We start from the raw sequence: 19,832 nt of genomic DNA, 5'->3' as shown, positions 1-19,832 counted from the left end.
CCTGGCTCATCCACCATCCTTATGCGCACTCATAAGGACGACCTTAAGCGCGCTCGGTAATATCAACGCCAGGCGGCCACCGGCGGATGGATACTGCGTCTGCCACGAGAGCGGCCAATGGTTTGCCTGCGCTCCCCTCTTTTCCGCCAGAGGCACATCGGTGCGCCTTCACTGCGGAGGAGTCGATGAGCACCTCGGCGGGTGGTCCTCCAACAGTCGCCAGAGCATAGAAGAGGCTCGTCCACACGCCTTTGGCTGCCCATCGCTGGAAACGGTTGTATAGCGTCTTCCGGGGGTCGTAGACCGCAGGCACATCTTTCCAACGGCAACCCGATATCAGCACATGCACGATGTCGCTGATGACCATGCGATCATCCACCCGAGGCTTGCCCCGCGTATCACGCGGCAGATGGGGCTTGAGCCGAGCGAATTGCTCTTTCGTCAGCCAAAAAATATCCGTCGTCCAAATGAGGTCTCCTTCCGGAAACCTTGAATCACGGTAGCTCGGCGCTGTGAATCCTTTTCATGGGGCCCAGCCATAATCCACGACGATCGTATCTGGCCGCCAAAAGCCGCTTGATCATCACGGATACCCTAGAGAGATTTGAGGATCTCATAGTAAGAGGGTCCGGTACCGGAAAAGGCGCGTCTTCTAAAGAGGAACTCGTGAGCTTGTGCCCTGCCAGCAGTTTTGTCACGACCTTCAATTTCCTGGTCGAGTAGCTCGAGGCATCTACTAGGCCCCGGAAACTCAGATGTTTTGGCAGAGCACTCTCGGATACGTTCATGAATTCGATCGACCACGTCAAAAATCGCGCACATGTAATGTTCGTACCCCAACGCAAATTTCGGAAACAACAAGTCAAGAGCGTCCGTGTAAAGCTGCGCGTCAACCGAGCGACAGTAATTCCTCCAATATGTTAATACCCATTTTCGTGCAGTGTTTGTACAGCCGTGCATGTGATTGAACGCTTGAATCTCGCGTAAGAGAAAGTCTCTACTCAGTTCGCGGACAAGGTATTCGTTGCCGGTATCGATCGCCCCGGCGATATCTTTAAACCTCCAGTAAAAATTAAACATCGCGCGAAACAGACAATAGGAATAACGTCTCGAAAAACTCGGATCAAATCCGAACATCGAGATATCATCACCCGCTATTGTTTTACCGACGATGCATCTGTGCAGGAGAAGATGCTCAAATCGGTTGATCTCAAACTCACCGTAGTTGTTATCCGAATGTGTTAAAAGGTCTGTAAAGACGCGGGAAACTTTCGAAACAAGCTCCGAAACATTCGATTTCAACCAATACTCGACATCAATATGAATCTCCGAGTCTTCGTAATAATCCATTGTCATAAGCACAAGGTCATCGTCACGTTGACAGAAATTCATATCGGACTTATGAACAAAGGCATGTCCCCGAGATTTAACACTCGCGTAACGTGGAATTTCATCGCAAAATACATAAACGTCAAGATCCGAAAAGCGATTGCCAATTCCTTCGACTAAAGTTCCACTAAGTAGCACACTATCTTGTGGATTTCGAAAAGTATGGGCCAACACAGTCTCAAACGACACCATGCGCGTTCCTCCCAATATGGGAAGACCTGCTCCTTTATCCATAATACTCTCCCTCATCGAAACTCGCGCTTATAAGACGAAAACGGACGCCTCCGACGTTGCAAAAGAGCCGCCTATCGGTGATGCAACCTCAGGCTCGCAAACGCGTCGCCCAGCTAACTACACCCGACCGGCATACGTTAGTTAAGATCTCCGCATTGAGCAATCATATTTTTGATGTCATTGCAACGTTTGGAGCGTATGGTCTTGCCGCTAGTTGGAAGACAATGTATGTATTGTAGGCTAATGCAAAACGTGCCGTGCTGCGAGGATAGCACAATATCTCGCCGCTATATGACTCAATATTGAGTGCACCGCCACCCTTTGCAAGGACAGAAAAATGCCGGTTAATCAGGATAGAAAAGATGAGGGCTGTGAGAACTCGCAACTTTTTTCGTTCCCTTCCCATGTTAGCGATGTAGTTCACAGGCCTATCGAAGATTTGTATCACACAGTTTCGCTAGGGAACGCTCAAGATTTGTACGTGGAGTTTGATTCGGACTTCCTATATTTACCTGCGACCCAGAAGAAAAAGTTGGCCAAGAAAGATCGATCAAAGAAAGTCGAGTTAGTTTTCGGCGGATTTGATCGTCTTGTCGATCACCAGGTTTGGACCATCACTAGCGCGGAGGTTTTGGAGTTTTTTCGATCCCGTGTAGACGAAGAGCAGAAAAAGTTGCGTTTTGACGGAACCGAGAAGAGTTATTTAGAAATTATCGAAAGCACGCAACCGGAACAAGCTTGCAAATTTCTAATGTCGCAAATCGCTTTAGACTGCCTAACTGAAGCGTCCCCGTTGACACGCATGCTGCCAGGCTCGTTTGGTGAATTGCAAATGGCAATTTTTAAGATTGTCTCCGACGAATATGGAGGGGGAAACCTCAACGAAAAGCACAGCGTTCTTTTCCAAAAGGCGTTGAAATCCATTGGGATGCCTGAAGTTTTGGAATTCTATCGGCCGTTTATTTTGAATACTGTGTATATGTACCTGTCTTACGTAAATCGAGTAGCTGCCGACAAGCGGCTGTATTTGCAGTTCTTTGGATTTCTGTTTGTCTACGAAGCATGTCTCATTTCTGCAACTCAACAACAAGGTCGGATGTTGAGGAAAATTTTCGGAAATTCCGTGGACTCGACCTATTTTGACGCGCATGTCCAGATTGATCAAGAACACGGCGTCTGGGTTTATGAAAAGATGCTTGTACCTCTGATAAAGAGCGGTGGCTCAGGTGCAGCTCGAGAGATATTAAGGGGGTATCATGATACAAATATCTTGCTTTCACTTTGTGACTATGAAGTCATGAAAGCTATCCGGGCGCTCGATTTCCCAATATTGTCTCATCTCTGATGACCGCTAGCATTCGCCCCTAGGGTCGGGACTCATAACCAGTAGCTGACGACCGCTGCGATGCAGACCGCGGCGTGGAAGTTTGTGGCGAGCCGGTCGTAGCGTGTGGCGACCCGTCGGAAATCCTTGAGCCGGTTGAACATGCGCTCGATGGCGTTGCGGCTGCGGTAAAGGTATGGGGAGAAACAGTTTTTCCAGAGGCGATTGATCTTGGGCGGGATATTCGGAGCCGCACCTTTGGCCTCGATCTTCTGTCGCACAGCATTGGTGTCGTAGCCCTTGTCGCCATGCACCAGTTCAGCCGCGGTGAGCTGATCGAGCAGTGTATCGGCGGCGACGCAATCAGCGACCTGGCCGCCGGTCAGCAGAAAGGCGATTGGGCGACAATCGCGATCGGTCAGCGCATGGATCTTGGTCGTGCGTCCGCCACGAGAGCGGCCAATGGCTTGCCTGCGCTCCCCCCTTTTCCGCCAGAGGCACATCGGTGCGCCTTCACTGCAGACGAGTCGATGAGCACCTCGGCGGGTGGTCCTCCAGCAGTCAGAGGCACATCGGTGCGCCTTCACTGCAGACGAGTCGATGAGCACCTCGGCGGGTGGTCCTCCAGCAGTTGCCAGAGCGTAGAAGAGGCTCGTCCACACGCCTTTGGCTGCCCATCGCTGGAAACGGTTGTAGAGCGTCTTCCGGGGGCCGTAGACCGTAGGCGCATCTTTCCAATGTATGGTCCCGGGATGTGGTGTGACGGATTGATCCTAAATCGATCTGGCTCTTTGATCCAGATCGAGCAAACATATTCGTAGGGAGTGAGGCCTCGCAGGGTCTTTAGACGACGTGCGTGGTTGTAGGCGTCAACGAAGAGCTGCAGATGCGATTTCAGCTGGTCGTGGGTCGCATAGTGATAGCGCTTGACGGTTGCCTCTTTAATCGTGCGGTTCATCCGCTCGACCTGCCCATTCGTCCAAGGATGGTTAGGTTTGGTCAGGCGATGCTCGATGTTGTACTCGCGGCAGACGCGATCGAACATGTGCACGCTGTATTGGGCAGTCGGGCCTGATCTGTTACGAGGCGCGTGACAGAACTGCATGCCGTTGTCGGTGAGGATAGTGTGGATGTGGTACGGCACCGCCTCGACGAGGGTACGGAGGAAATCGGACGCGGTGTATCGGGTTGCCTCATGCTCGAGCTTTGCAAAAGCCAGCTTTGAGGTGCGGTCGATGGCGACGAACAGGTAGAGCTTGCCTTGCTCCGTTCGAACCTCGGCGATGTCGATGTGGAAGTAGCCGATTGCGTAGGCGGCGAACTTGCTCCGTTTAGGTTTGTCACCAAGCAGCTCGGGCAAGCGGCTGATGCCATGCCGCTCGAGGCAGCGATGCAACGACGATCGCGTGAGATGTGGGATGCTTGGTTGAAGGCCATAGAGGCAATCATCGAGCGGCAGCAGCGTATGTCGTCGGAAGGCGACGATAACCGCCTCCTCCGCAACCGTCAGCACGGTGGACCGGAGTACTTTCGGTCCCATCGGGGCATCGGTGGTGGTCTCTCGCTTTCGCCATTTCTGGATGGTCGTAGGGCTGACGCCGAAGCGTCTCGCGAGGGCCCTTATACTCTCTTGACGTAGTTGAATTGCGCGACGGACCGCCTCTGTCGTGCGGGCGCTTCCGTGAAGAATCTGGCCCATAGATCTTCCCTCAAGCCATGATGGATATATGTACCATTACATCCCGGGACCATACACCTAGTATCGGTAGGTTCTGCGCCGGCACCACCGCGATGGATTTTTCTCAGGCACAAGCCCAGATATGAAAGGAACTCCGGAGGCATCTCCTTTGAAAAGCGTAGGCGAGTGTCTCAACAGGCAGTTTGAAAATCCAGGGCGAGTTGAATGGCGGGGTCGCTAACTATAGATGTTCAAAGCAAATGTAGCCGATCCGAAACCGCGCTTCGACATCTGCCTTAATCGAGGAAGTTCATAATCTACGTTGGAAACAAGTGATGCAATTTGGTTTGGTAACCTAGTCGCATATTTCAGCTGCTGCTTTTTTTAGGATACAGAACGTCGCCGAGTGCATCACGCTGAAGGAAGCAGGTTGGTTTTCCATAAAGCGCAGATGGTCACGCTCAAATGCGGATCTTTGTTCCTCTGAAATTTGATCATTTGCTAGTCCTCTACTTGCCTTGACGCGCCCGTGCCATGTCTCTCTTGTGAACGGGATCGCAACATCGTAGGAGAAGGACTTATCGAGATCAAACCCCAACGATAGATCGATGCCGTAACTTTCAGGAATCCCATTACTGTCAAATTTAGGTCGTGTAAAACCAGCACCGTTCCAAGACTCGTTGTACCGGAGTATGGTTTCCTCGCTGCCTTTGGCAATTAAGCTTTCGCCAGGCAGCCAGACTAGCGACATAATGGCGAATCGACCATTCTTTTTTAGCAGTTTGGCAAGGCGAGGTAGCAGCCTCTGTTTGTTAAAGTAGGTAAAGCACATACACGCTAATACGGTATCGAAAGCAGCTTCTGGAAACTCCAACGTTTCGGCTGGCGAGACTAGATATTCTATATCTAATCCGGCTGATAATTCCCGTGCCTTCTGGATTTGCTGCTCGGAAATATCTATCCCAACAAACTTTGCCCCGAATCTAGCGAGATGACGTGGAAGAACGCCAGTGCCAGTTCCCAGATCCAGCACCCTATATCCAGTGTCGCAAAGCCCATTGTCCCGAATGGATTCGAAGAATACGTCGGGGTACACGTCTCGGAACTTGGCATAATCATCGGATATGGTTCCGAAATCAAAAGCCCGCCCACTGTCAATGTGCGCTAAACTTATCATGGATGCTGCTCCAGAATTAGATCACGGGAATCGCAGTTCGAATCAGGAGTTGAGCGAGATTAATCATTCGCTCTCTCCAGTCAATCTCTTCCAAAATCCGGACAGAGTCAACTCCGATGCTACCTCAGATACAAAGGAGGAAAAGACTACATTTGGAGGATATAGAGGGAAGTTTGCCTACGACGCGAGGGCCGCCTCTATGGGATTAGCAAAACACACGGCAGCAATTTGGGGCTTCTCTGACGTAGCTCGCGAAAGGTGGCTCCTACCGACGGGATAAGATCAAAGAGACAGCCGGCCAGTTGTGCGTCGTTGTATGTTCTGGAACCACTACAACATCCTCCTCAAACAGGCCGACGGTTTGTCGATAAGATACCAATACATCGGCCGAACCGGCCACGGCCGGGCGGAGATTAGTAAGTGATTCCACGCCTTTCAAGCTGCCAGTGACGGCGTCGACCTTCCCTCAACTGCCGCATCAGTGATTTCGCCGGCCATGTTGCATGGGCAAGGGTAGCAAAGCGAAAGCCTATCTGCAGTCTGCATCTCCTTGTTGGCTCTCATCCACCGTGGATGAACGCGCGTGTAACTCCCTATGGTGCACCCGTTGAAGATAGAAGCCGAGGTGGAGCTGGAAACACTCGCCCGACTCCAGTGAATGAGGTTGCGGCAGCCGGAGATGATCTGCCCGCGTCATACTCCGCGATGCTAGTGACCTTCTCCAGGAAGCTCCCCGCAATGATCCCACCGGCAATTGTTGTAGGGATGACTGTGCCCGCCATGACGGATACCTGTGAAAGCGAGCGTTCCGTCTCTAACGAGTGCTAACGGCACCAACGCGCTCCTGTCTCACGCGACGTGCGCAAAACACTGGAACCGCCCTCGGATATGACAATCCAGATCAAATTCACTGGCCGTGAATTGACTGTTTTCGCGTGGGCTTAAGTACACCTTATACTTCCCCATTGGGATCGCCATGCCGCTTGCCACCGCTTGAATGCTGCCGCCGCCCCTGGCTCATCAGCCCGCCAATCCATGCTCCTCCTTTAAAGCAGTGGAACCAGCGACTGCAGCGGCGATTCGTCCGACGCCAGGACTACTATCAGTGCTCGGCTGATCTCACTTGCCTTGTGCACGCGCAAGATGACCCCATCGATCGGTTCCCATGCGTCCCCAACGCGTATTCCAGGTCACAATCTGGCGCCTGAGGGCCTCACGCGCCAGCCCAGGGATCTTCGCATCGTCAGGATCCTGCAGCAAGGCTACCAGATCGGAGACGAGGTGCAGTCCAACCCGTGCGATCATGCCAACCCACGATATGGACGTGCAGAGCGCTGTCGTGCCCTGTTTGCTGACAGACTCGCAAGGTGCGTCCCCGATGATCCAACCACACCGCTTGCTGAATCGTTGATTGACTTGCGCAAGTGGAATGTTTGCCCGATTCATGGCTTCGGCGTCGGGCACGACCCTCTTGCCAAGCGAGGCAAATGGCTAGCAATCGGAAGGAGAGATCAGGCGGAAATCTTGGCCAATCACCCGATACAAAGATACCCAATGATGCGCAGCCACCCAGGCTTTACTGCGGGCCAGGTCGGGAAACCCACTTCGCAAAGATCGGTGCCGTCTCGGATTGCTGAAACTTTCGCTGAATAGCTGTCTTGCCAGCCACTTCGAGGTCGGTGCCGCAACGAACACGCTGCGCTCTCGACGCGATTCAGCAGCCGCAGCCGCCCATCAAATACACAATCAACCAGCGCGGCCTAGCTAGCGTTTGAAACTCTTCAACGATGCTGCCTCAATGCGATCCAAAACATTCCCTAGATCCAGATGACTATGCGCTTCACAAAAAAACCAAGGCTCTCGAGAGTCAGGCTCTATCAACACTCCCAGTTCGCGAAGCTGCGCTGCCCACCTTTGATAGAGACAGTTATCAACCATCCGCCAATCGCGGTAGGAACGGAGCGGTTCGTCACAAAACATCACACCAAACATCGACAAATGCCCGGTAAATTGATGGCTAACACCGAGGCGGTTGAGTATTGTGTGAAGGCCGTTCTGAAGAGAACGCCCAAACTCTTCTACTGTGTCAAGTGCCGATGTTCGCTTGATCACCTCCAGCGTCGCTTCGGCCGCCGCAAGTCCAACCGCATTGCCAGTGTAAGTCCCCCCATGTACTACACCTCCGTCAAATGGATGCAGCCACGACATAATATCCCGGCGACCACCGAATGCCGCTATCGGGTAGCCATTACCAAGTGCTTTCGAGAACGCCCAAAGATCTGGCGTAACACCATATAGTTCGGAAGCTCCACCGCGACCCACACGAAACCCCGTCTTCACCTCATCAAATATCAAAACGACATCGAACTCGTCGCAAATACCACGTACATCCCTTAGGTATTCGGCGGTTGGCGAAATGGCACAGGAGTTTCCCAATATCGGTTCCAAAAGGACGGCGGAAACTTTCCCCGGATTTTCCCTAAGGACTTCTCGCAAGGCACCTGCGTCGTTGAACGGAATGAAATGGAGACGGTCCCTAATAGCTGACGGAATCCCCCCACCGCGTGCCCGAATAGGAGGCGCCACCCCTTCACCCGGTGTGTAATCCTCGACCAGTGCTTCCCACATCACCCAGTCGAAAAGACCGTGAAATGCGCCCTCAATCAAGACGAGTTCTTCGCGGCCAGTAAATGCCCGAGCCAGGCGAAGAGTTGCCATAACGGCGTCCGAGCCACTATTGGCGAATCGTACTGTTTCTAGTCCGTGAACAAGACTTTGCAAAAGCTCCGCGACCACCAACGTTCTCGGAGTCGGCAGACCAAAAAGCACACCGTTGTCTAATGCCTCTTTGACGTGATCATCTACCCTATGGTCTTGGTATCCGAGAATGATTGGCCCATAGGAAAGCCGAAAGTCTTCGTATCGGTTGTCATCAACATCCCAAAGTGTCCCGCCTTTACCCCGACGAATAACCAGCGTGTCTTCACCCCAATACTGATAGTTGTCGGTTACTCCCAAGGGCATCGCAAGCGAAAGTCTTCGTCTATATTCTTTGTTGTTGCTTAGTCTTCGGGGCATCTGTGTGTAACGAACCGCCATCGCTTAGCTCCCCTCTGACATCGACTAACCTGATAAATGGATACAGCAAAACTGAGTGTCATCTGAAGTTAGGTAACGACAGGTATAGTAAGCGCGCTTCTACCTTGAGCGCTCTCCCTCGAGGGGCAACACGATGGGGATCCCGCATCCCGAACGTCAAAGCGCTTTTCAACTTCCTCTTCTCGAGATCTTTGCGCCCCGCGAGACAACAACCATGGGCGCATTTTGCTAAACCACACACGTACGAATTACAGAGTCTTTCTCGCTCAGGCAAACAAAATCGAATTCCAGTTCTACCAAAATGGCTCGGCGTTACACTTCGTAACGTAGACCTGGCAAGGAACATCCCCGTGTGAGGCCAAAAAGGATTTGCGCAGAAAAGGCCGCATTTAGGTTCACTAACACTGCTCGTTGCTGCGGCCTGTCGAAAGTTCGGGTTCTAGTCGAAAACGGCGGGTTCAACACGCTTGAAATGCCACGAGTGAAAGCTTCAAGCAAGGTGTTGAACCGGTTCATCTAAAACCACTAGTCCCAGTCGACAACTTTCCGAGTGACTCGAATCGGTCATAGTGTTATGAGAGCGGTCATTGAATGATGTGGGAGTTAGCATGTCAGAGCGCGCAACATTGACATCCAACGGTCTCACGCTTTTTGGTGGCAATATGGTCGTTCCGATTTCCGAACTGGTAAAGGGGGTCATCGCGCGTTCAGGGAATACGGTGATTGTTTCCGGAACACTAGTCGAGGGCATTGGAAACGAATTTTCCGATATCGATGTGCACGTCCTCTGCGAAAGACTCCCAAAAGCGAGTGAGTTTGACCTAAGTGAGCACCATCGATTATTGACACGAGACCGGGCGATCGTGAGGGTAGGTAACGTTGCGGCACTAAATGACGAGGTATTTATCGTCCATTCCGCAATAGAAGGCACAGGAATAAAGATCGATGTTGAGTATGATACATACGAGAGTTTGGACGAGACATTGCGCCAAGTAAACTCGATTTTCGAGTATGCTGTGTTTAATCCGATTCTTTTGACAAAAAGTATAGCAGAGCGAGAGAAGTGGATCTTTCATCGTGCGGAGACCGGCATCTCGATGACCGGCAATATAAAGGGCAAGATCGACTGTGAGATAAGAGAAAAATTCCGTTACCTCCTATATCGGTGGGCTGCTTCTGATTTTCGCATGCTCATTGACTGCCTAGGTGCGTTCAAAAAGGAAGAGATGCTCAGAGCTGCTGCGATAGCGCGCGACTGGCTAATCCAGGAAGCGGGTGCTTTTGTGGCATTGCTTGGGGGCTTGAACACGAGACGAAAGTGGGTCCCCACGTACTTACAGCAGTTGTATACGGGAGATTCAGGTGTCGTCGATGAGTTTCTTCGACTTTATTCTGGGGTGTCGTCGCAGCCAGAGACTGCTCTTTCTCAGTATGTAATTGATGTAGTCAAGCTTATCGATTTGTTCTTTGATGAAGGAAGAGAGTTGTTGGGAAGGTTTTCAGGCATTCCCGTCGGTGAGGATGCGGTTAGGATGTTGGAGCTAGATCGTAATCAGTGTGCGTTTGGTAGCATCTATTCGGACATGGAATTTGAGTATCGAAGTCGAGCGTACGTAGACAAAGGGACGTCGACAGTTAATTGGTTTGTTTGTTAGTGCGAGAGAAAGATGCAGCCAATATCGGGTGACGAACTGGCCCATCGTTGAAAGATGGACTCACGGAGTGGTGACCGCCTGCCAAAATGGACGTGTTGCGGTCTCACTGGAGGCCCCGTCGGTAGTTTCTGTGTCTTGAGCGAAGGTTTTGGTGTTTCTACGCTCATTGGGAGTGTCGGATGGTCGCTGCAGGGATCACGTTACTAGCACTTCTGTTGGGTTACCTTCTGGGCAGTATCAACGCTGCGGTGTTGGTGGGCAAGCTCTGGGGCAAAGACGTCGCGGCCCATGGAAGCAAGAGTGCCGGGCTAACCAACACCCTTCGTGTGTTGGGCCCTGCGGCGGCGGCTTTTGTCTTAGTAGGCGACGTCGTCAAAAGCATTCTCGCCTGTGAGGCTGGAGGTCTCATAGCATCGTGGGGACGACTACCCGATGGTTTTTCTTCGTTACCTATTCTGGCTGGTGGATTAGGGGTCGTGCTGGGGCATAACTGGCCGATATACTTTGGATTTCGTGGCGGGAAGGGCGCATTAGCTGCAATTACCGTTCTCTTTGTTGTCGACTGGAGACTAGCATCAATTTCAACCATCGCCTTCTTGTTGGTCGTCATTTCGACAAGAATTGTGTCGCTAGGAACGATAATCGCGGTGGCCGCTTTTCTGGTCGCCTCGCTTCTGCCGTGGGTTCGGGAAGGAGGATATTTTTACCTCTTCACTTACCTGATCTCCGCAATTGTTTTGGTAAAGCATCGCACTAACGTTCGCCGTTTGTTGCGTAGGGAAGAAAGCAAATTAGGAAGTGTTGTCCCGCCCTCCCCGCGCGCGAAATAGGTTGTCACGACAAACTGTGGTTGATCTACAGATGAACCCACCGCATGCTGTTAGGATCTCCGAAGAGGAACGACGTGGCCTTCACGTGACGTTGATGGAACTAATGTTGGAAGTCGACCGCATCTGCAGAAAACATGGTATTGGGTACAGCTTGTTTATGGGGACATTGCTAGGTGCGGTGAGACATTCCGGTTTTATCCCGTGGGATGACGACCTTGATGTTGCAATGCTTCGCTCGGAATTTGCGCGATTCCGAGATGCGTGCCGCGTTGACTTAGACCATAGTCGGTTCTTCTACCAGGATCATGTTAGCGATCCCTTTTACCCCTGGGGATATGCACGAATAAGAAGGAAAAACACCGAGTTCGTTCGGTTGGGACAGGAACACATCGGAATGCAAACTGGAGTATTCGTGGACTTGTTTCCGCTCGACGGGGTGCCGGACGGTTGGATTTTGCGCTCGTTACACTCTGTCTACTGCTTGTTTCTCCGCAAAACGTTGTATTCTGTCGTTGGGCGAGTATCAGCAAAAACTCGGGCTGCTAGATTCGGATATTCCGCCTTAAACGTCGTATCAAAACGGTGGGTGTTTAAGAGGTTAGCTGCCTTGGCGATGAGAAACAGGGATACGTCGCGAGTGCGTGTCCTGACGTTCCCGGCTCCAGCTCGGATGATGGGATACCCACGTACTTGGTTTTCACACTTGGAAGAAATTTCGTTTGCGGGGCATTCTTTTCTGGCTATGCACGAAGCCGCGGATTGTTTGGAATTAGAGTACGGCGATTTTATGACACTACCGCCGATAGAAAGGCGTGTTAATCCGCACGCTGTAACAAGACTTAAGTGGAAGCCGGATAGACTTGAATAGATGCGTTTAAAGCATCCGCCACGCGCCCGCGGTCCTGATAGAGGTGTGACGCCAGATCGGTAAATTTTTCTAAGGTTGTCGACATCAAGTCGTGTGCCGCCAAAGACCGCGGGCGCACGGTCTGAGGAGGATAAGCTCTAGTGTTTGCATCAAAGGCCAGAACACTTAGCTCTTTACGAGGAAAGTTGCAGACTGCAACCGTTCTTCCCAGCGCTATATTTTCTGTGAAAGACTGGGCTGAAACCCCTGAGCGGGTTGTTCAAACCATTCAGGAGAACGAAGAACTAACAGACATCGTAATTGTGCGGTCAAGCGCCCGACGAGAGGATGTGAGTGGGGGATCATTGGCAGGAAGGTACGTCTCTAAGCGATGCCGGCGCTTGGCTCCCTCTCTATCCCGTGCTATTGGTGAGGTTGTTGCGTCATACGAGGAGTTGCGGTACGAGGATGAGATCTTTGTGCAGCCATTTCTTCAAGAAACGCTCATCAGCGGCGTGGCGTTCAACTGGGACGTTAAATCGGGTGTTGAGCGCGATATCGTTAACTACACTCGCGAGAACGATACATCGCTTGTAACGTCGGGGCGTGAGGGAAGACTAGATCTATACGTTTCACATAGGTACGCGGATACTCTACACCCCCCACCGCTAGGAAGTGTTATAGCGCTTCTTCGTGAACTTGAAGAAAGAGTTGGCCGCATCCCGCTGGATGTGGAATTTGCGGTGACGGCGGATTCGGGTCTGATTCTTCTTCAGCTGCGGCCGCTGGCAATAGCGGTACAGCCACCGAAATTTGCAGAAGATTACCAGGGCACGCTGCAGGATCTTCATTTTTCCCTTTTGACTATTTTAGGTCGCAGTCGGGATGTCCTTGGCAATCGGGGACTTCTGAGTTTGATGTCCGACTGGAACCCGGCGGAAATGATCGGTGCCAAGCCGCGGCCTCTCGCATTTTCCATATATCGACATCTCATTACCGATAGCATTTGCGGTCAACGAAGACGCAAGTATGGCTATCGTGATACGCGCGGTGTTCCTTTGATAATCAGTTTGCACGGTTTGCCATATGTCGATGTAAGGGCAAGTTTCAACTCGTTTGTTCCTGCGAGCCTTGATGAAGACATCGCCGAACGACTGGTTAACTCCGCGATCCAGAGGCTTGTTGATAATCCGTTCCTTCATGACAAGGTTGAGTTTGAGGTCTTGCCATCATGTTACAGTTTTGACACCCCGGATAAGCTCAATTACCTTTTAGAATTGTCCTCCAACGATCGGCAGATTATTTGTCAGGCACTTCTAGATGTGACGAAAAGTTTTCTCGCGGGTGATGCTGCTCGTCGCTTTAGGCTGGATGAGAAGCTAATTTTGCGCCTTCAGAAGAGACAATCTGAGCAGCTCAGGGCAAAAGAAACCGACTTAATCGCCCATTTGTACCGGTGCTTGTTCGAGTGCCGGCGTTATGGAACCTCCGCATTTGTTGGTATCGCACGCTCGGCATTTGTGGCAACGGCTTTGGTCCGTTCCATGGTTGGCGTGGGAGCTTTGAGCCAGTCGGAACTTCAAGGCTTTTTAGGATCTCTGAACACTCCTGTTTCGCGTATCTTTTACGACCGTCGTCGGTGGAGTCAGGAAAAGTTTCTGGAAGAGTACGGTCACCTTCGTCCGGGAACGTACGACATTAGAGTTCCATCGTATGCACAGGAACCGGCTCAGTATTTAGCTAGCGACGCTGACACTCAAGTAGTAGATCGCGTTGCCCGATATAACTTTGATAGAAGCACGCTAAGCGCAGTTGACCGCCTTTTGCGAATCCATCAACTACCGTGCTCTGCTTCTCAGGTGTTTGACTTCATATCTAACGCAATTGTTTCACGCGAAACTGCCAAGTTTATATTTTCCAGATCACTTTCTCGGTCGCTAGACTTGCTCGCTTTGATCGGGGAAAGTCGAGGCGTTTCGAAAGAGGAGATGTCATTCGCGGACATCAGAGACATTTTAGAGTTACGCGTTTCCACTTGGAGTGCAGACGAAGTGATAAGGCGGTCTGTAGAATCGGGAAAAAGGCGCTATGCTCAAACGCAGTGGATTTCACTTCCTCCTCTTATTCAAGATCCCGATGAAGTGTGGGCGTTTCACGATCCCATTGTGAAGCCCAATTTCGTTACGAATAAGATTGTAGAAGGTCATGTATCCAAGCCTTTCGATCGGGAGCTGCGGGGGGCGGTAGTCTTAATCGAGAACGCCGATCCTGGATTTGACTGGGTCTTCGGAAGGAGAATAGCGGGTCTTATCACTGCGTATGGCGGCGTGAATTCGCATATGGCAATACGTGCAGCAGAACTGAATCTCCCGGCGGTCATAGGCGTGGGGGAGAGACATTTTGAAACGTGGCTTCGAGCCAAGCGACTACGCATAGACTGCGGGGTCGAGACCGTCTTGGTACTAGAATGACACTGGTTGCGCTTACTATGCAGCAATCGGGCACCTCGCCTCATGGGGAAGCGCACGATAGTCTCGACCAGCGTTGGTTCGGTTTTCTGCGGCGGTGTAAGTGCACGCCGCTTCTGCTACCAAACTGTTTAATTTTATCTACCGAATTGGTGAGTCGGTTTGCTCCTAACGCCGTAATTTTGACGGGCGGTGGTAATATTGTAGCTATTGATGGCAGAATAGATGAAAGACAAAGAGTCGAGTCGTTTCTTTTGAGGTGGGCAACCGAGAATCGGAAAACGATAATCGGGGTTTGCCGAGGAATGCAGGCAATCTTGACTTCTTGTGGCGCAAAACTTCAAAAGGTTGACGGCCATGTCAGGACGCGGCATCGAGTGCTTCCGTCTGGAAGGGTGGTTAATTCTTTCCATAGATATGGGTTCGCTGAAGTTCCGCAGGACTTTCGCGTTCTGCAGCGGGCTGAGGATGGTGTAGTGGAATCCTGTACGGATTCAACAGGACGAGTATTCTGCATCATGTGGCACCCCGAGCGCGAGGAGCCACTCGATGTGCGCGACGAAAGAGAGTTTTGTAGCCGATTGAACGGATGTTGGTGATGAAGGCCTTGATTCTGGCTGCTGGTCGCGGGTCACGAATGGCGCATCTAACAGACCGTGTCCCAAAGGCTCTAACGCAGTTTAATGGACGAAGTCTGATTGGGCGACAGCTTGGAGCTTTTCGTGCTCTAGGAGTAAGGGAGATTGGCATTGTTGCAGGTTACCAGGGGACATGCTTCGAAGGTATGGCAGATCGGGTGTTCTTCAACAATGCTTGGGAGAAAACGGGGATCGTAGCGTCCCTGGAATGCGCCGCGTCGTGGCTTGAGACTGACGTCGTAATTGTTAGCTATGCAGATATTTTCTTTTCTACCGAAGCCGTAACCAGGCTCTGCGGCGCGCGAGATAGCATAGCTGTTTGCTACGATTCGAAATGGTTGGAACTTTGGTCGCGACGCTTCCAAAAGCCTAGTGTAGATGCAGAGTCCTTCGAGATCGATGCGGAGAGTTATGTAACGGAGATAGGACGTCCTGTCGAGGAAGAAGATCTACCCAAGGGGCAATATATGGGCCTGCTTAGAATCGCTCCCCCGGGATGGGCACAACTAGTGGGCGTCCTGGAGCATCTCCCGCGGGATGAACGTCTTACGATTGATATGACAGCACTTTTAGGCAAGGCGCTCCGTTGTGGAGTGCGAGTCAGAGCAGTTGAGAATGTTGGCCCATGGGGAGAAGTAGATCGTCCTGAGGATCTCGAGATTTATGAGGAGTTGTATCCTACGGTCTAGCGAAAGTGTTTGGATGGCGACTCATCGTCGATAGGAACGAACTGTGAGACGCCCGCAGTAATACTTTGATGCATGGCACGTGGGAGTAGTAGATTGGCTCGTTCTCGTCTCGACGACGCTATTGGGCGGTTTGCAAGGTCGCAGCATTGGCGGATGGATATGTGCTGTAGCAGCGGTGAGAAGGAGGGACGGAAGTAATGAGTTCAAGCAATATCGTCATAACATTTGGAACGTTCGATCTTTTTCACGTCGGTCACCTGCGATTATTGAAAAGATCATCAATGTTTGGATCCAGATTGATCGTGGGAGTGTCGTCAGACAGATTTTCATTCGAAAAAAAAGGGCGGTTTCCTATTCAGTCACAAGCGCAGCGAATGGAGATTGTTGGTGCCATTCGATGGGTAGACGATGTATTCCTTGAAGAGTCATTCGAACAGAAGCGCGAGTATTTGGTTGCCCGACATGCGAATGTTTTAACCATGGGTGATGACTGGAGAGGCAAATTTGACGTTCTCAGCGACGTGGTACGCATCGTGTATTTGAGAAGAACACCAGAGGTTTCTACGACTGGCGTTGTTGAGCAGATCCGCTCTTTCAGGGCTAAGAGGCACCAGAACGCGAACCAAGGACAACAGTCAAATGGACGGTGACCAAAACGAGCTCTTTGTGTCGCATGAGAGCATTGACGTCCTGTATTCGTCTGACAGTGAAGTCGAAGTTCGAGCGATGGAACAATGCTTCGACTATTTCTGGGATACCAAAAAGCAAATTCCGTGCCGACCTAGCTTCCGAGTCGTTTCAAGGCAAGTCTCTCGCTTATCGGATGTTGTAGACGTCGAAATTTTTCGAAAAGAGAGTCCGCTCTTCAAAGAGACTTCGGTCCCGTCGGGCCAGTGCAATGATAAGGTGTATTATCTACATAGAGTCGGAGAAGTTAACTGCATCACAAGCTTTGACTCGACGTCAAATACAATTGAATTGTTCCGGGAATCAGAGCTTTATGAACATGCCTATATCCGAAATTTGATAAGAGAACCCATCGCCGCCCGATACAAAGACGCTGGCTATGTACTTCTGCACGCATCTTCCTGTTCGATTGAAGGGGCGGGAGTTCTTATACCCGGGCTTAAAGGTGCGGGAAAATCCACGTTGCTTACACACCTGCTGGGAGGTGGCGCGAAATTTGTTGCTAATGATGCAGTTTTGTGCTGTTCGGATTTAGGATCAATAAGGTTAGTCTCTTACCCTCAGTGCGTGAGACTTAGCGGGGTAACTATTAGGAATAACACGCCTCTAAGGCGGTATTTTAATCAATTTCAGGATGCCCGCTTTATATTAGGAAAATTCGAGTTTATGCCAGTCCTACTGGACGAAATTTTTAGTGGCCACCATCTATCATTTAAATCGGAACTAAAGCTCATTATTATACCGACGCTCGATATTACCAAAGATGATTATAGCATAATTGAGTGTCCACAAGAAGCACTTAATTTCCTAATGCCGGAATGGTTGTTTTATCCAGCACATAGCTATACTTGGTCCCCATTCTTTTCTGCGCTAAACGACCCAGTTACCGACAAGAACAACGCTACAAATATGTTCAAAAAAGTCCCTAAGATTTGCCGGGTTCATTATGGAGTATTAGATGACGGTAAGCAAAAAGCGCTTTTTGATGATATCCGTGCGATAATTACTTCGTAGACCCTAAATAGCGAATGATGGCGCGTATTTGTTATATGAGGCATGGCCTTGGGCAAGTCCCGAGTATCGGACTAGGTAACCTCCATTCAGCCTTTCTCAGTATGGCGAGCCCCTCGTTCTCGAAAAGAGCGATACGTTGGGGTTTAGATCAGCCTCGCTTGATGATTGATGTCGGAGCGCATTCTAGTGAAATTGTCGTGGATGCCTGTGAGATGTCTAAGATTCCGAAAAGATGACAAAAATGCGTAGTCAATATCAAATAACTCTGAATTTCAATCGGCTCTTTTCAGCGCGTATCATACTGTTTGGAGCAGGCATCACAGGAGTAGAAACTTATAAAGTACTTACCGCCTATTTTAGATACACGGATGTTGTATATTTCTGTGATTCGAATAAATCGGGCAGTGTCTATGGAGTTCCGATAATTTCACCGCATGACCTTAAGTCTATCATGCAGAACAGCGAGTGGATTGTAATCATCACGGCGCTCGGTGAGAATCACAAAGACATTGAAGCTTCATTGATTAAGATGCAGATACCTAAAGAGGACGTATACTCCCTCGAGAGATTTGATCAGTGCGTTTTGCAGCACATTGAAGACCCAAGGATTGATCATTGGTACCGCGCAATAAAGGCGTTAAAATCCCAGTTGCCTCGCGATGGAAGGCGAGGGTTGTTTCAGAGTTGGTGGTGCCCAGAACACTACTGTGCCAATGATATCTTGGTCTATCAACCTGGGAAAGTCGGTTCGTCGTCTATCTGCACGAGCCTCTATGCCGCGCAGCTTCATGCAACGCACGTTCACATGCTGACCGACGAGTTTATCTATGATCTTATTCCAGAATTGGCATGGCAGCCTACAGACATGGAGCGATCACTGATCCAAAGTTGTAATGAGCGCTGCAATGCCCGTATCAAAAATTCAAAACTTCAAAAGATCATAACGTTGGTGCGCGAGCCTCTAATTAGAGATTTCTCCCAATTTTGCTATCACTTCGGGGAAATTAGAAAAAATGGATATGTGGCTGCGAGTACAGATTTGGATGAAGTTTGTTGTGAGGGTATGAAGCTACGTGCGACCCAAAACGGGAAATGCTTGGCTGGCTATCAGTTTGAATGGTTTAATAAGGAGCTAAAGGCCGTCTTTGGAGTGGACGTTTATCGTCATCCCTTCGATCAGGACAAGGGTTACTCCATCATTAAGCATGATCATGTTGAGGTCCTTGTTATAAAACTGGAGAAATTAAGCTGCCTTGAGGGGGTAGTGGGAAATTTTGTGGGAAGGCCGGAGTTCAAATTGCTAAAATCGAACGAAGCAAGACATAAGGCATACTATCCCTTATATAAAGACCTCAAAGAACGTATTAAGATCCCAAGAGAATTGATCGATCTATACTATGCGGACAACGGCTATATGAACCATTTTTATAGCGATAGGGAGAAAATTGATTTTTTGCAAAGCTGGAAGAAGGACTTTCGGTGAAAAAGGACTATAACTGACGCGGGCGTGCCACATGGACTCCGGCTGCGGCCGAGAGGAGGCTGCGTGATCTGATGGTAGGCGCCCCGGACGAGGGATAATTGTCAGGTTGTGGTGCCTGCCCGCATCGCGGCGCCCGATGCCACCGCTGCGGATCGCCTGGCAAGCTGCAGCTTGAAATGCGGCGAATGATGCCGGTAAGGGGCTCTTGACGATATGACCTTCTCCTGATCGAAGGTCCAGCACATGTATCAGTTCCCGAGCGCTAAGTGGTCCAGCCTCAGGGGTTCACTCGACCCCCGGTCCCTCAGGCTTCAAGAAGTTCCTTGAGGCGGTGGCAGATCCCGATCACGAGGGGCACGACACGGTCAAAAGCCGGTATGGCTCTTTCTCAACCCCCGAATTCCGGATATCGACACGATACGAATCCGGAGGTCGAAACTCGCAGGCGCCTCACACTCGGCAGGGCCGACCTCGTGAAACGCCGAAACCAGAGCCGCAGCTAGACTTATTCAGGCGTAGCCTTCCCTGTAGCCATTCGGCGTGGGCCGCAGGCGAAGATGGCTACTCGAATAGGCCGGGGTTTTCACGGCGCATTTCGAGGAGGTTTTTGAGCTCTTCAA

At 50.8% G+C, this 19,832-nt stretch carries 14 protein-coding genes and 2 pseudogenes; 10 read left to right on the top strand and 6 right to left on the bottom strand.

Translation table 11 applies throughout. The annotated features are described in order from the left end of the window. Nucleotides 1-92: 92 nt before the first annotated feature. Both ACYQ6W_RS21930 and ACYQ6W_RS21925 read right to left on the bottom strand, forming a co-directional pair. Nucleotides 93-469: pseudogene (locus tag ACYQ6W_RS21930) on the bottom strand (IS5 family transposase); the annotation flags it as partial. Between the two features lie 125 nt (nt 470-594). Then, nucleotides 595-1,623, bottom strand: a complete 1,029-nt coding sequence (locus ACYQ6W_RS21925; protein WP_459678343.1) for a hypothetical protein — start codon at nt 1,621-1,623, stop codon at nt 595-597. A gap of 337 nt (nt 1,624-1,960) precedes the next feature. Here ACYQ6W_RS21925 and ACYQ6W_RS21920 point away from each other — a divergent pair, with 337 nt between their 5' ends. Next, nucleotides 1,961-2,968 (top strand): iron-containing redox enzyme family protein, encoded by a 1,008-nt coding sequence (locus ACYQ6W_RS21920; RefSeq protein WP_459678341.1) that lies wholly within the window; start codon nt 1,961-1,963, stop codon nt 2,966-2,968. 32 nt (nt 2,969-3,000) lie between these two features. Here the strand turns inward: ACYQ6W_RS21920 and ACYQ6W_RS21915 are convergent, their stop codons facing one another. From ACYQ6W_RS21915 to ACYQ6W_RS21900, 4 genes and pseudogenes are all read right to left on the bottom strand, one after another. Then, nucleotides 3,001-3,690 carry an IS5 family transposase gene (locus ACYQ6W_RS21915; protein ID WP_459678344.1) on the bottom strand — a complete coding sequence of 230 codons (690 nt, stop codon included), beginning with the start codon at nt 3,688-3,690 and terminating at the stop codon, nt 3,001-3,003. Next, nucleotides 3,687-4,646 (bottom strand): annotated as a pseudogene (locus tag ACYQ6W_RS21910) (IS481 family transposase); the annotation flags it as partial. The gene ACYQ6W_RS21915 and the pseudogene ACYQ6W_RS21910, both read right to left, overlap by 4 nt. A gap of 334 nt (nt 4,647-4,980) precedes the next feature. Continuing rightward, a complete protein-coding gene (locus ACYQ6W_RS21905) occupies nt 4,981-5,802 on the bottom strand; it encodes a class I SAM-dependent methyltransferase (protein WP_459678339.1) in 822 nt (273 codons plus the stop codon). Nucleotides 5,803-7,566: 1,764 nt separating this feature from the next. After that, on the bottom strand, nt 7,567-8,901 hold the full coding sequence (locus tag ACYQ6W_RS21900; protein ID WP_459678338.1) for an aspartate aminotransferase family protein: 1,335 nt from the start codon (nt 8,899-8,901) through the stop codon (nt 7,567-7,569). A gap of 608 nt (nt 8,902-9,509) precedes the next feature. Between ACYQ6W_RS21900 and ACYQ6W_RS21895 the strand changes: the two genes are divergently transcribed. The 9 genes from ACYQ6W_RS21895 (at nt 9,510) to ACYQ6W_RS21855 (ending at nt 19,212) form a co-directional block, all read left to right on the top strand. Continuing rightward, nucleotides 9,510-10,556: a hypothetical protein gene (locus ACYQ6W_RS21895; protein WP_459678337.1), complete on the top strand. Its 1,047-nt coding sequence runs from the start codon at nt 9,510-9,512 to the stop codon at nt 10,554-10,556. Nucleotides 10,557-10,735: 179 nt separating this feature from the next. Further along, nucleotides 10,736-11,386: a glycerol-3-phosphate 1-O-acyltransferase PlsY gene (gene plsY, locus ACYQ6W_RS21890; protein WP_459678335.1), complete on the top strand. Its 651-nt coding sequence runs from the start codon at nt 10,736-10,738 to the stop codon at nt 11,384-11,386. A gap of 31 nt (nt 11,387-11,417) precedes the next feature. After that, the gene (locus ACYQ6W_RS21885) at nt 11,418-12,254 is read left to right on the top strand and encodes a LicD family protein (RefSeq protein WP_459678333.1); all 837 of its coding nucleotides are present in this window, start codon (nt 11,418-11,420) and stop codon (nt 12,252-12,254) included. A 140-nt stretch (nt 12,255-12,394) separates the two neighbouring features. Then, nucleotides 12,395-14,704: a PEP-utilizing enzyme gene (locus ACYQ6W_RS21880; RefSeq protein ID WP_459678331.1), complete on the top strand. Its 2,310-nt coding sequence runs from the start codon at nt 12,395-12,397 to the stop codon at nt 14,702-14,704. After that, nucleotides 14,701-15,300 carry a gamma-glutamyl-gamma-aminobutyrate hydrolase family protein gene (locus ACYQ6W_RS21875; RefSeq protein WP_459678330.1) on the top strand — a complete coding sequence of 200 codons (600 nt, stop codon included), beginning with the start codon at nt 14,701-14,703 and terminating at the stop codon, nt 15,298-15,300. Before ACYQ6W_RS21880 ends, ACYQ6W_RS21875 begins: the two co-directional genes overlap by 4 nt. Then, nucleotides 15,291-16,028, top strand: coding sequence for a phosphocholine cytidylyltransferase family protein (locus tag ACYQ6W_RS21870; RefSeq protein WP_459678328.1), 738 nt, complete (start codon nt 15,291-15,293; stop codon nt 16,026-16,028). The genes ACYQ6W_RS21875 and ACYQ6W_RS21870 overlap by 10 nt, the downstream gene beginning before the upstream one ends. Nucleotides 16,029-16,225: 197 nt before the next feature. Further along, nucleotides 16,226-16,678: an adenylyltransferase/cytidyltransferase family protein gene (locus ACYQ6W_RS21865; RefSeq protein ID WP_459678326.1), complete on the top strand. Its 453-nt coding sequence runs from the start codon at nt 16,226-16,228 to the stop codon at nt 16,676-16,678. Then, nucleotides 16,668-17,729, top strand: coding sequence for a hypothetical protein (locus ACYQ6W_RS21860; RefSeq protein WP_459678324.1), 1,062 nt, complete (start codon nt 16,668-16,670; stop codon nt 17,727-17,729). Before ACYQ6W_RS21865 ends, ACYQ6W_RS21860 begins: the two co-directional genes overlap by 11 nt. A 241-nt stretch (nt 17,730-17,970) precedes the next feature. Further along, nucleotides 17,971-19,212, top strand: coding sequence for a putative capsular polysaccharide synthesis family protein (locus ACYQ6W_RS21855; RefSeq protein WP_459678323.1), 1,242 nt, complete (start codon nt 17,971-17,973; stop codon nt 19,210-19,212). Nucleotides 19,213-19,832: the final 620 nt, after the last annotated feature.

The sequence above is a fragment of the Acidisoma sp. 7E03 genome, from assembly GCF_054665075.1.
This window is presented reverse-complemented; position numbering and strand designations above follow the sequence as displayed.